Annotated in this window: 9 protein-coding genes; 4 read left to right on the top strand and 5 right to left on the bottom strand. The window is 62.3% G+C overall.

Annotation, left to right across the window (positions count from 1 at the left end; translation table 11 throughout):
• Positions 1–101: 101 nt before the first annotated feature.
• Positions 102–1292 (top strand): glycosyltransferase, encoded by a 1191-nt coding sequence (locus tag PQQ86_RS03085; RefSeq protein ID WP_408264860.1) that lies wholly within the window; start codon positions 102–104, stop codon positions 1290–1292.
• Between the two features lie 132 nt (positions 1293–1424).
• Here the strand turns inward: PQQ86_RS03085 and PQQ86_RS03080 are convergent, their stop codons facing one another.
• Positions 1425–2573, bottom strand: a complete 1149-nt coding sequence (locus PQQ86_RS03080; protein WP_408264858.1) for an acyltransferase family protein — start codon at positions 2571–2573, stop codon at positions 1425–1427.
• Between the two features lie 273 nt (positions 2574–2846).
• On the opposite strand from PQQ86_RS03080, the gene PQQ86_RS03075 reads away from it, so the two are divergent.
• Complete coding sequence (locus PQQ86_RS03075; RefSeq protein ID WP_408264856.1) at positions 2847–4340, top strand: O-antigen ligase family protein; 1494 nt, start codon at positions 2847–2849, stop codon at positions 4338–4340.
• The gene (locus tag PQQ86_RS03070) at positions 4337–5554 is read left to right on the top strand and encodes a glycosyltransferase (protein ID WP_408264854.1); all 1218 of its coding nucleotides are present in this window, start codon (positions 4337–4339) and stop codon (positions 5552–5554) included. Before PQQ86_RS03075 ends, PQQ86_RS03070 begins: the two co-directional genes overlap by 4 nt.
• Before the next feature lie 114 nt (positions 5555–5668).
• On the opposite strand, the gene PQQ86_RS03065 is transcribed toward PQQ86_RS03070, so the two are convergent.
• From PQQ86_RS03065 to PQQ86_RS03055, 3 genes are all read right to left on the bottom strand, one after another.
• Positions 5669–8089, bottom strand: coding sequence for a glycosyl hydrolase family 95 catalytic domain-containing protein (locus tag PQQ86_RS03065; protein ID WP_408264852.1), 2421 nt, complete (start codon positions 8087–8089; stop codon positions 5669–5671).
• A 417-nt stretch (positions 8090–8506) separates the two neighbouring features.
• Positions 8507–10249, bottom strand: coding sequence for an FAD-dependent oxidoreductase (locus tag PQQ86_RS03060; RefSeq protein ID WP_408264850.1), 1743 nt, complete (start codon positions 10247–10249; stop codon positions 8507–8509).
• A 229-nt stretch (positions 10250–10478) separates the two neighbouring features.
• On the bottom strand, positions 10479–11099 hold the full coding sequence (locus tag PQQ86_RS03055) for an LbetaH domain-containing protein (protein WP_408264848.1): 621 nt from the start codon (positions 11097–11099) through the stop codon (positions 10479–10481).
• A 176-nt stretch (positions 11100–11275) separates the two neighbouring features.
• Here PQQ86_RS03055 and PQQ86_RS03050 point away from each other — a divergent pair, with 176 nt between their 5' ends.
• Positions 11276–11773, top strand: coding sequence for a hypothetical protein (locus tag PQQ86_RS03050; RefSeq protein ID WP_408264846.1), 498 nt, complete (start codon positions 11276–11278; stop codon positions 11771–11773).
• Between the two features lie 31 nt (positions 11774–11804).
• Here the strand turns inward: PQQ86_RS03050 and PQQ86_RS03045 are convergent, their stop codons facing one another.
• Entirely contained in the window at positions 11805–13139 is a 1335-nt protein-coding gene (locus PQQ86_RS03045; RefSeq protein WP_408264845.1) for a glycosyltransferase WbuB, read from the bottom strand.
• Positions 13140–13165 lie beyond the last annotated feature (26 nt).

Raw genomic sequence — 13165 nt, 5'->3', positions numbered from 1 at the left:
ACTGACGCCGCCGATGCTAACGTTGTTCAGCTAGCGCCCCAGACAGCCGGCGCAAGGGTGCTTTTCCACAACGCATTCGACCACTGAAGACCACTGAATCAATGGAACAAGACTACGTCCTGATTGTGGAACCCAACCTCAGCGGTCACCGCTGGCGCTACGTCGAGTGGACCATGCAGGCCTGCACGGAAGCCGGCTATCCCTGCATCCTCGCAACCGAATCCGCCAACGAAGACCATCGGCTCGCCAGACAGATCGTCGCCGCGAACCGCACGGATCTGCAGATTGCGTTCGTCGATCCCGAGGAGCGGCCCCGCGGGATGTTGCGCCAGTCGAACCAGTACTCGCGCTTTCACCGCTATTTCAAGCGCGTGTATCGAATCGTCAGCCACGCCCAGCCGATCAGGCTGGTGGTTGTGCCTTATGTGGATTACTTCTTCTATGCGTTGCCGTTTCTCGGTTCGCCTTTTCGCAAGACTCCGTGGATCGGCATCACGATGCGCTCGACCTTCCATCATCACAAGGTCGGCATCAAGTCGCCGGATCGACCGATTGTGAATGCGGTCAAGGCGCTGCTTTTCAAGCGCGCCGTCCGCTCCGACGGGTTGCGCACACTGCTGACGATCGACCCGACTCTGCCGGAATGGTCCGCACACAACACCTCGAAAAACAGCGCGGCCGTCGCCTATGTCGCCGACCCATTTCCGGACGAGCACGCGGAAAATCCGGTGCTGGCCCGTGAGCGTCTCGGACTGGACCCCACGCAGCGTTATCTGCTGGTGTACGGCTCGATCACTGAACGCAAGGGGATCTACGAACTGGTCCACGCGTTGACGCGTCTGGAGCATGCGCCCACGCTGATCGTCGCGGGCGAGCAGGATGCGGGCACGCGCCATTTCATGCGCAATCATGTGCGCGGCCTCACGCCCGCGCCACTGGTGCTCGACTCGTTCATTGCGAACGACGTCGAGCGCGATCTGTTCTCCGCCTGCGACGCAGTCTGGCTGGGCTACAAGGGACACTACGGCATGAGCGGCGTGCTCGTGCAGGCGTACCGCTTCGGTAAGCCCGTGATTGCAACGGAAGACGGACTGATCGGCTGGTTCAGCCGGCGCTGCGAACTGGGGCCCATTCTGAAGGACCTGAGCTCCGCCTCGATCGGTAAAGCGATCACCGAAACCATGACCTCGTGGCCGCACGAGCCCGAGGCCGTTCCGGCGGCACGCGAAGATCTGCTGTCACGGCATACGCTTGGCCAATTCAAGCAGACCTTGCTTCGGCAGATGGCCTGATCGGGCAAGACGCCTTCTTCGACACACCCTCACCTCGACAGAGACTCGGCGCGGCTGGCGCGCGATGCGCTATGTCATCGCGCGGCGCCTGACGCGAGGCCAGGCCGCACACGGTTGAACGTACTCAGGTACTCAGGACAACTGGCCGCCGGCAACAGGCACTTCTTCGCGCACCGAACTGTTGCGCTTTGCCGGGAACAGCGCGTTGCGCATCAGCAGGAACGGATACTCGATCGCGCGTGTGGTCACGTAGCCAATCGCAATCGCGAAAGCGAACTGCGCGGTAAGCGCCACAATCCAGATGACGCTCGGCGCGAGACCCATAGCGGTCATTTTGCGAATCAGCATGTCGCCCGGGGCGAGCGCAAGCGAATGCCACAGGTAAATGCCGTACGAATAGAGGCCGATCCAGGCAATCCCGCGATACACCCAAGACGTTTTGAACGATCCGGAATACTCCAGCACGAACACAATTAGCGCGGCAAAACCGAGCGCCTGAATCGTATAGCCGATGCTTTCGTCGAGCGCGATGTGTTTCGTCGCAAGGGCGAGCCACGCGCACAGCACCACAACGCTGGCGATCAGCAGCCATTTGCGCTTCGCGATCTGATGGTAGACGCCCGGTTTCATCCAGTAGATCGCGGACAGAATCACGCCGACCAACAGACTGTCGATACGGTATTGCGTGTACGCGAATGCCCCTTCCAGGTTGCCGCCCGCCACCGCAAAGCAGCGCGCCGTGAGCACCACCGCGCAGATTCCCGTGAGTACACCGACGATCGTCCACGCGCCGAGCCGCCAGCGCGCGAACAGCAACAGCAGCGCCGGCAGGACGAGATAAAAGTGTTCTTCGACCGCGAGGCTCCAGGTCTGGGTAATCGAGGTGCCCAGATAGTTCTGCAGGTGGGTCAGGTTCTGGATCAGAAATGTATTCCACGGATGGCGCCCGGCCAGCACGTGAAACGCGATCAACACGTAATACGCGGGCCAGATGCGGAAAATTCGCCGGACGATAAAGCGCTTGGCGTCGACGTTACCCGTTTCGGCGTACTGTCGAAGCAACAGGCCGCCAACCAGAAAACCGCTCAGCGTGAAGAACAGATTAACGCCTTCCCGCCCGAAATTCTTCAAGGGGTATTCAACGATCTCAATCAGGAAGTTGCCGGTCTGAACGACGTGAAAGTGAAAGCCCATCACCATGATAATGGCGATGCCGCGCACGAAATCCAGCTCGATGGCCCGACCGGCTGTTACGGATCTCGCCCCGCCGAATAATTTCATGTTGTTCTCCCCTGTCACCATTCGTGGGCGCATGTCCCTTTTTGCATCTTCGGTGGCGGCACGCGTGCGTGCGCGCCAACATCAAGGCATTGGCCGACAACATCAGCAAGTGTGCGCGCGTCTTGCAGGGAACGCCCTTGCCACTGTCGCCAGAACCCAGGCAATCGGCGACGAAAGTGGGTGGGCGGCGCGGCCACATGGGGATATTCCCGCACAATGACCCGATGCGAGACTGTCCGCTTTAGACCGCGACAGCACGGGGAGGAATCAGCAATGCGCCATCAGTATGCGACGCTCTGGATATGGTTATTTCTGTTACCGCTTGCGCTGGACTATAAAGCGCCCGACGCCAATGTAGGCCACTTCGTCCAGTTCGTATTCGTGATCCCGGTGATTGCTGCGGGCATCGCTCTCGTGCTGATCGCGCCACGCTTTCACAACGGCTCACGGCTGCGCTCGGCAGTCACCTTCAGCGTGCTGCTGTGCGTGCTCGGCAGCATCGTCGCCCAGTTTGTTCAGGATAACGACACCGGCAACTATCTGCGCGTTCTCCTGCCGTTCCTGCTGTTCTTGCTGGGCTACCTCGTGGCCTGCCGTCCGTGGAGCGAATACAGAATCTCGCAGTTCGAGAAAGCCGTGTTCGTCGCCAACGTGATCTGTCTCGTGTTTACCTTCGTCTACGGCCTGGCCACGGCCGGCGACCTCGAAGACGCACGCTTTCGCATCATCTCCGTGACGCTGCTGGGCCTGCAAGGCGTGCTATTGCACGAATTCGTCGTCGCCAAACGCTTTTCGTTTTTCACGATCGCGGTGTTCGCGCTCAGCGTGATCGTCGAGTTGCTGAGCGTGACGCGCAGTTTGCTTGTCGGCACGGTTCTGCTGTTCCTGATTGCGATGGCACTGAGCGCACCGTCGATCCAACTTGTCTGGCGCACGGCCGCACGCAGCGTGATAACCGGTGCGGTGCTGGCCGGCGTGGTCGGTATCGTGGCAGTGACTTTTCCGACCGTCACCGAGCATTGGACGCAGCGCATTTTCGCGTCTGAGGAAACCGTCACCGGCAAGGATCCAACCACGATCACCCGTCTCGCCGAGATGCGCGACCAGTACGATCAGGTGACGGCGTCGCCGGAAACGCTGCTGTTCGGCGAAGGCTACGGACACTACTACCGCTATTCCCCCGTCTACCTGCCGGACCTTGCCGGCCAGATCAGCGAGAAAGATTTTTACGCGATCAACGAATGGCCGGCGGGTCACAATTTCTGGGTCTATCAACTCTTCGCGGGCGGACTGCTGTTCGGTATCGCCATGCCTTTGGCGACGCTGGCCGCACTGGTAATCTGCTTTTTCTCGTACCGCTACTGGCGCTCGGTGGTTCCCGATGCGCCCATGCTTCCGGTGCTAGGCCGCGCGATCATGCTGTTTGCCGCGCTACCGGCCACATCGATCGGCGGCAATCCGCTCGGGCCGCGTTTCTCCGGGCTGATATTCGGCCTGGCCCTGGGACTGATGATCGCCACGCATGCGCGATTGCAGCGCGCGCTGCCGGCGCGGGTGAGGCGCGCACCGACTCCGCCGCATTTGCGCCCGGCCGCCATGCCTGAACTACCAGGCAGAATCCAGCCCGGCACGGGTCGCGCGGATCTCGCGACGACCCTCGGCATGTCGCCCGTGGCAAGCACCGCGCCCGGCTCCAGCCAGTTCGGCGCCCTCGTGTCGCGCACCACGTCGACGCAAAACGCCAATCGACGGAATATCGTCCGATGAAAATTCTCCATCTGCTTGCAAGCGTCGATCCCCGCGCCGGCGGCCCGGTTGAAGGCGTTCGCCGCAGCGGCGCGGCGATGCAGGACGCCGGGCACGAAATCGAAGTGGCCACCTGCGATGCGCCCGGCGACACCTACCTCGCGGCCTTTCCGTTTCCGGTCCATGCGTTCGGCCCCGTCAATAACCGTTATAGCTACAGCGCGCAACTCGCGCCGTGGCTCGCCGCCAACGCGAACCGCTTCGACGCGGTCATCGTGCACGGCTTGTGGCAGTACCACGGCTTCGCGGCATGGAAAGCGCTGCGCCAAAGCAACGTGCCCTATTACGTGTACGTGCACGGCATGCTCGACCCCTGGTTCAAACAGGCCTACCCGCTTAAGCATCTGAAGAAATGGCTGTACTGGCCGTGGGCCGAATACCGGGTACTGCGCGACGCACGCGCCGTCATCTTTACGACGGAGGAAGAGCGCGAGCGTGCCCGTCAATCGTTCTGGCTATACCGGGCGCACGAGCGGATCGTGCCGTACGGCGCGACCGTGCCGCCGCTCGACGCAGCGCCTCTGCGCGAAGCGTTCCTGCAAGCCGTGCCCGGCTTGCGCGGCAAACGCATCGTGTTGTTTCTCGGCCGCGTGCACGCGAAGAAAGGCTGCGATCTGCTGATCGATGCGTTCGCGCGTATCGCCGGCCGCGACCAGTCGCTGCATCTCATGATTGCGGGTCCCGACGAGACCGGCTGGGTGGCCAACTTGCGCGCCCAGGCTCAGGCCGCCGGCATCGCGCACCGCCTCAGCCTGCCGGGCATGCTGCAAGGCGATCTCAAGTGGGGCGCGTTTCATGCAAGCGACGTGTTCGTTCTGCCCTCGCATCAGGAGAACTTCGGTGTTGCGGTTGCCGAGGCGCTCGGCTGCGGACTGCCGGCGCTGATCTCCGACAAGGTCAACGTTTGGCGCGAGATCGAAGCGGACGGTGCGGGGATGGTGGCTGCCGATACGGTCGACGGTACGGAAAAGAATCTCGTCCGCTGGCTCGAACTCGACGACACCGCGCGCGCCGCCATGCGCGTTCAGGCAACTCGCACTTTTGAAGCACGCTTCCGGGTCGAGACCATGGTCAGCGCGTTGACCGCGCTGCTGGAAACAAAAGGCAGCATCGGCGAAACGCGCGAAAACGCGCTCAGCACGCTGCGCGGAGCCACAACTCAACCAGGCCGGTGACGTTGGGATAGCAGCGCGCGCCGCGAGACGCGCGCCGTCACCGGCCGTTCTTCACTACTCCTTCATCAACGGCGTCAAGGTCGAGGCTGTGATCGGCACGGTTTCGGCTTGAGGCTACCAGGAAACCGGCTGCAGCCTGCCGTCGAACTTTGCCGTGCCATTCGCAGGAATCACGACCGCACGCGAAGCATTGCCGTAGTACAGGTTTGTCCGCGTTCCTCCCACGCTGGTGAGCTTGACCGACGACAACGCGCCACTGGTCCACGCCAGGTCCACCGAAAACCCGCCTTTCGCCCGCAGCCCCTTGACGCTCCCGGTGCCCCATTGCGACGGCAACGCGGGCAGCAGCGTGATGCGATCCATCCTGCTTTGCAGCAGCATTTCCAATATCGCCGCCGGACCGCCGAAGTTCGCATCGATCTGGAACGCCGACGAATTGCTCGACAGCGCGTAGGCGTCGAACATGTTGGCAAACGTGCCATTCACCCCGTCGTTACCCGCCGAGTAATTCAACAGCTTCGGAATCATCGAATAGCAGGTGGCGGCATCGTGGAAATGCGCCCAGCAGGCGATGCGCCATGCCAGCCCCCAACCGAATGAGTTGAAACCGCGTGCGGTGAGCAGCGCCTTCACGCCGGCCACGAGCGTCGGATCGCTGTCGAGCGTGATGCGCTCGCCTTCAAACCACCCGATCAACGGCGACAGGTGCCGGTGCCCCGTTTCGCCGACAACACTGTCGCTCATCCATTCCTGAAGCTGCCCGGTCGTCGGGCTCACTTTCGGCAGATAGAGGTTCGCCTTCAGAGTCGCGAGGGTCTGCGCGAAATCCGCATCCTTGCCGAGCAGTTGGCTCGCCGCGACCGTGTTGGTGAACAGATCCCACACGAGTTCCTGTGCATAGGTAATACCGAGCTGCTGGTGAGGACCCTGCTCCGGCGACCAGTCCTTGTCGTCGATGAGCAGCCCCGTCGCCGGATCCCGGATCAGGCGCGCCTGCCAGAACTCGCAGGCAGATTTCATCACGGGGTAGATGTTCGCCAGATAGCGCTTGTCCAGCGTGTACTGATAGTGATTCCACAGCGTGCGGCAATACCATGCGCTCGCCGGCGGGCTCCAGTCCCACCCGATCGAGCCGTAGATGCCGGTCGAAATCGCCACCGTCCAGCCCGCCACCTTGCCGTTCGAATTGCTGTAATTCACGTTGGCGGCATCGTTGAAATGATTCCGGGTGGACTGGACCCACGACGGATATTGCCCGGTGACGTAATCGGCAAACGGCAGCTGACACTCCGGCAATCCGGCGCGATCGGCGAGCCAGTAGTTCATCTGCACGTTGATATCGGTGTGGTAATCGGCCATCCACGGCGGATTGTTCGTCGTGCTCCACAATCCTTGCAGATTCGCGGGCATCGAGCCGCGCGACGACGAGATCGTGAGGTAGCGTCCGAATTGAACGTACATCGCTTCGAGTTCGGGATCGGCCAGTGCGGGGTTCGCCCCGCGCGCCTGCAACCGGGCCGGGATCGTCAACGCCCTCTGCGCGGCGCTCGAGGTGCCGAGGTTCAGTTCCATGCGCCCGAAGAGACCGCGATAGTCGCGCACGTGGCGCCACAGCAGATCCCAGTAGCCCCGAGCCGCGGCATTCGTCACGTCGGCGATCGTGGCGCTGCGCGGATTGATACCCGTCAGGTAACTGTCGACGTAGCGCCCGGTGTAGTCGGTGCGTGCCGCAACGATGATGGTGAGCGCAGGACAATTCTGCAGCGTGATCTGCCCAGTGGCGGAGTTGAACCGCGCAACGCCCGCATCCGGAATAACCGACAGGTACGTGGCGTACAACTCTCCGCTACCGCTGACCGAACCCGAAAATGACAGCGCATGATTCGACTCGCCGACGGTCTGGGTACCCTGCCCGTCGATCAGCGACACGGTGCCGTTATAGGTGCCGCCGTCCGAGGTGAGCCGCACGACGATCACATTGTCGGGAAAGCTGCTGAAGATCTCGCGCCGGTAAGTCCTGCCGCCGACGCTGTACTGCGTGCGCACGAGCGCATTGCTGATGTCGAGCGAACGCTGGTAGCTCGTGGCGCCGGCGTGAGCGGGCAGATCGATATAGAGCCTGCCGAGCGACAGGTAGGTGCCCATGCCGGTTGTCGTATAGGACAGGTCGACGACGTCCTTGCTGCCCGACCATAGCGTGATCTCGTTCAGGTAAAGCGCCTCCCTCTCGCTTGCGCCGCCTGCCAGCGCGCCCAGACGACCATTCCCGACCGGCAGGCCCTGAAACTGGATGCTGGATTCGACGGCGGGTTGATCGTACTGGAACAGCAACGCCTGATCGGCGGAGAGGAGCGGTGAAGCAGCTTGTGCGGAAGTGGAGAGTGAATCGGTACTCGGGAAGGTGCCGGTTTCGCTGGCCTGTGCGGAACGTATCGCCGCATGGTTGCCGGTGCCGCCGCCTGCCACCGGCAGGATGGCGGCTACACCGCCGAGTTTGAGGAGCCTGCGACGCTTCTGGTTTACGGACGTTTTCATCCTGTCTCCTGGTTCGCGAAGTTTCCCCGAAAAATCCACCTATAAATATTTTGTGCAAATATGCACTTAACAGGGATTCTCCAGACATTAGGCTTTTCCCTCGGTACGCGTGCAGCAAAGCGGTACCGAAATTGGGTTGCCTGCCCGGCGCACAGACATATGCGATAGGTCCGGCGGGCGTTTTGTGCACCTGCAAAACGCTGGCGCCGCAGGGGTGGGGACGTCGAAATAACGTGTGGAGAGCGAGGGAACTTCAGGAGGTATTTCCCGCTATGTGAGCGGGATGGCAAAACGCGGCCGCGGCAAAGCAGTCGGGCGACGGCTTGCCGCGATGCAGGCCACCGTCAGTAGGGCGGCCTGGGTCGGAATCAATATCGGTGACGGCGCCGCGAAGCGCGCGCCGTCACCGATTGTTCTTCACTGCTCCTTCATCAACGGCGTCAAGGTCGAGGCTGCGATCGGCAGGGTTTCGACTTGCGGCTGCTGCGGCTGCATCGACATCAGGGAACTGTTGGCGGCGTCGCCCCGCGTATTGCCGACAATATCCGGAACATCGAGTTGCCGCACCAGATGACCCGCGAGGCGTAGCGCAAGCGCGGCGATCGTGATGGTCGGAAAGTTGGCGCCGACGGTTGGAAACACCGAGCTGCCCGCCACATAAAAATTGCTCATCCCATGCACTTTGCAATCGCGATCGACCACGCCTTCACGTGGCGAATCGTGCATGCGCGTGGTGCCCATGTGATGCCACGTGCCCTCCAGTTTCGCCGGCCAGCGACGGCCTTCGAGCGGCGCGTCGAGTTCGACGTCCGCGATGCCCGCCATCTGCAACTCCTGTGCGAGCAACGCGAACGTTCTGTCGAAGGTGCGTTGCACCTGTTCGCCCAGACGCCACTCCACCTTCACGCGCGGCATGCCGAACCGGTCGCGTTTATCGGCCGACAACGTGACCCGGCTATCGGGATCGGGCACCGCTTCGACGATCGCCTGCAAGGTCACGTCGGTGATCAGCGCCGGCCATTGCAACAGCCGCGTCAATCCGTAACCCACGGTGTGCAGCGGATGCGCGATCATCGTCGCGACATCGGTTTTCAGGCTGCGGCCCGGCTGATCCTTCTGCAATAGCGCTTCCTTGCAGTGGATCAGCGCCTCGGACCCTGCGGTTCCTTCGCCGTACCAGCGCGAATAGAGCCACACGCGCGAATTCAACAGCTTCTCGCGTTCCATCAACTCCTGCTTTGGCGCGAACTGTGAGGATATCTTCGTGCCATGCGCCGACACCGCGGCGTTCTGATAGTGATACTTGATGTCGTACAGCTTATTGCGTGCGTTGCCCGGACGAAAACGCACTTTGCCCGACATCATCCGCGGATGATCCATGAAGTAGCGGCCCACCAGATCATTGGCATTGCCGAGGCCCGCCGCCTGCACGTTGTTCGAAGCAAGCAGAAGCCGCGCATTCTCGATGCCGCCCGTGGCGAGCACGAAAATCCTCGCGGTCACCGTCATCTTGCGTCCACTGATGGTCGCCACCTGAAGCCGCGAAACAGACGTACCGTCAGCATCGGCGTCGATATTCTGGACATTCGCATGCAGAAACACGCGCACCCGCGCCGAACGCGACAGTTCGTCGCGATAGGCCTTGCCGAAACGCACAGGAGGGCTGAATTGCGCGACGGTATCGCGCATATCGCCGGTCGCAAGCGGTATGCGGCGCACGTCATGGCGTCCGATCTCGCGCTCCCAGTATGCAGGGTCGAAATTCTGCGGGCCGAGCTTGAGCAGTTCATGCGTACGCGCATAGTACGGCACCAGTTCGTCGAGTCCGAACGGCCAGCCGCTGTGGGGAATCCAGTCGCGCTTGTCGAAGTCCCATGGATCGAGCGGGCGGCACCAGCCGCCCCAGCAGTTGCTGCTGCCGCCGAAATAACGGCTGCGCGAGCCGTCCGCGAACGAATAGGGAAGCCCGGCGTTCTCGCCGCGATAGAGGTCGCGGGTTTCGTCATCAGGCCCGAAGCCCCCACTTTCGAGCATGCAGGTGTCGACCCCGGCCCTCGACATCTCCAACGCAAGCGTAATGCCGGCCACACCTCCGCCGATGATGCAGACCGTCGTCTCAATGACCGTGTTGTGTTCAACAGTGCGAGTATCGATGAACATCCCTACTCCCCATCTTCTTCATGCATGTCTGAGTGCGTCAATCCGGCTACTCAACCAACCGGGGCTGGCAAGCAAACCACGCACACGTCGTTGCCGAACGCATCGCCGGCGTTGCCGCAGGTATCGATCAAAGGCATCGATCGACAATCCGATTGCGGCCGCCGACATTCCGGCTTCTCAACGACCTGGCCTCCTCAGCGTATAAACGCTGCGGTTCTCTCTCTGTGCTTCAGGTCACGGAATCGAAACGGTTCCGGATAAAACGACATGGATTGCCGCCATACACGCCCTCTGGATCGAGCGAACGATGCACGACGGACAAGGGCGTCACCACGGCCGACCGGCCGATCGTCACACCCATCTGCACAACACATTTCGACGTGATCCAGACACCGTCCTCGATGACGATCGGCGCGACGCGCAGATCCATCGTCGTACTCATATCGTGAGAGCCGGCACTGAGGAACGTCCCCTGGGAAATGCAGACATTCGAGCCGATACGGATCAGCGCCTGGTTGTAGATCCAGACGTCGACGCCGAACCAGCAGTTGTTCCCCACCTCCAGGTTCCACGGCGACTTCACGCGTAATGGATGCACGAAGCGGCAACCCGTGCCGATCTTCGCGCCGAACAGGCGTAACAGCGCAACGCGCACCGACGAGAGCGGCAGCAGCTTGTTGTTGATGACGCAGGCTTCCAGGACAAACCAGATGATCTCGATCAGGGCACCGCGCTTCGCGCGATAGTTTCCCTTTCCAGCCAGACTGAGATCGATGACACGGCCATCCTCGCGAACGCCTTCGACTTCCGGCATACGCCCGATCTGCGGATCGTCGGCAGCGTTACCCATCAGATTTCTCCAGACCACGAACGGCAATCGACATACCCGTGCATCACGCTTACATTATGTTTCGACTCCTTACTGAAGCCCGCTTCATGGCCGTACGAGCAAGCGTTTTGGCGGCTGCACGCGTACTGGTTGGCGCACGATAGCTCTATTGCGACCGCATCTTCCTGGGGCATCCGATGACCATCCCGTTCCGGCACATAACACCCTCGCTGCTTCTCGCCATGGCGACCTATGCCGTACCGGCGCTCGCGCAGAACGCAGCAGCGCCCGCGCCGGCTCCGCCGGCCCTTGCCGCTACCGCTGCGACCAGCTACGGCACCCCCGCCCCCGCAGCGCGCGCCAAGCCGGGGGTGGCGAATCGCAACAGCGAGGCGCAGTTGCTCGGCGCCCCACGCGATTACGGTTCGCCAGACGCGCAGCAAGGCAACACCGCCGACGCCCAGCAGGCAGCCCTGCTCGATGAACAACGCATGACGGTGCTGGGCGGAGCGCAGCCTGCCGTGCGCAAGCAGCCCAACAAGGCGCAGGCCGCTGGCAACGGCAAGGTGCGCGTGGCCGGCCAGCCAGGCGGTCCGAATGCAGCCGACCGCCTGATGCCCGATGGCGCAGCGAAAACCACTTACGCCGATCCGTTCGATGCTGGCAAGCACGCGGTCTACAAATCCCCGTGGTGATATCGCGTTCATGAGATGGCCGCGTACCGGATCAATCCGGCGCGGCTTCCTCCGTTGTAGCCGGCTTGCGCCGCCGGGCCGTCCCGGTCGACGGCCTCGGGCCACCGAAATACGGTGTCTCCACGTTCGCATGCTTGCCACGTGTGCCATGAACCAGCGTCGCGAGCCGCGCTTCGAAGGTGCCAATCGTCGACTCCGGCGATAGCGCGCGCTCCGCATAATTGCGTGCCGCCTTACCCAGCGCCGCACGGCGTTCGGGATCGCCTGCGAGCACCGTGATTGCCGCCGCCAAAGCCTTGACGTTATCCGGCGGCACGACCACGCCGCGCGGCGACACCGCGTCGTAGAGACCCGTGCCGCGCCGCGCCATGGCCACCACCGCGCGCCCGCTTGCGAACATGCCGGTGAGCTTCGACGGCATCACCAGATCCGCGGCATCGCCACGTTGCGGCAGAACATGAATGTCGGCGAGATTGAGCAGCTCGTTCAGACGTTCCATGGGTTGCAGCGGAATGAACATGCAGTTCGTCAATCCTGCGCAGCGCTCCAGCAAACTCTCTTTCGCCGCGCCGCTGCCGCAGAAAACGAAGGTGAGGTCGGCACGTGCGGCGAGCGATGCCGCCGCATCGGCGAGCGTTTCGATGCCCTGTTTCGCGCCCATGTTGCCCGAGTACAGCACCACCTTCTGGTCGATAGGAATGCCCAGCAGTCGCCGGTAATCGCTCGCTCGCGTCAGCGGAAAGATGGTCGACACGTCGACCCAGTTGGGCAGGCACACGACCCGCGAAGGCTCGACGCCCTTGACCACCGCGCGCGAACCCATCTGCCGCGTAATCGACGACACAGTATCGAAGCATCGCAGTAGCGTGCTTTCGATCCAGCGTGCCACACGCGCTGCGAATGAGCTTTTCAGAAGACCCAGATCGAAAGCGGCATCGACCTCGAAGTCCTGAATATGCAGCCACGCACTCGCGCCCGCGAGACGCGCGAACGCCAGCGTAGCGGGCGCGCACATCAGGGTCGGCGCGATCAGCATCGCAGCATCGGGGCGCCATAGCATCTGCCGGGCGAGCAGCGGCAACGAACTCACCGCGAAGCTCGCCAGATGCAGCATCCGCTTCAGCCCGCTCGGACGGGCCGGCACCCACAGCGGCGCGCGCCAGATCGTCACGCCGTCGCGCGTTTCGCGCTGATACCGCCATGACACATAGTTCGCCGCCACGCGCCACTCAGGGTAATAAGGCGGCGCGCACACCACGCGAACCTCGTGGCCACGCCTGGCCAGAAGCACAGCCATCTCTGCGGTGTACTTACCCACCCCCGTCAGTTCAGGCGCGTAATTGATGCCGTAGATCAGAATCTTCATTGGAGCTGCCCGGACGGGTTAGAGCT

The organism is Paraburkholderia sediminicola (assembly GCF_046026675.1).
GTDB classification, from domain to species: domain Bacteria; phylum Pseudomonadota; class Gammaproteobacteria; order Burkholderiales; family Burkholderiaceae; genus Paraburkholderia; species Paraburkholderia sediminicola_F.
This window is presented reverse-complemented; position numbering and strand designations above follow the sequence as displayed.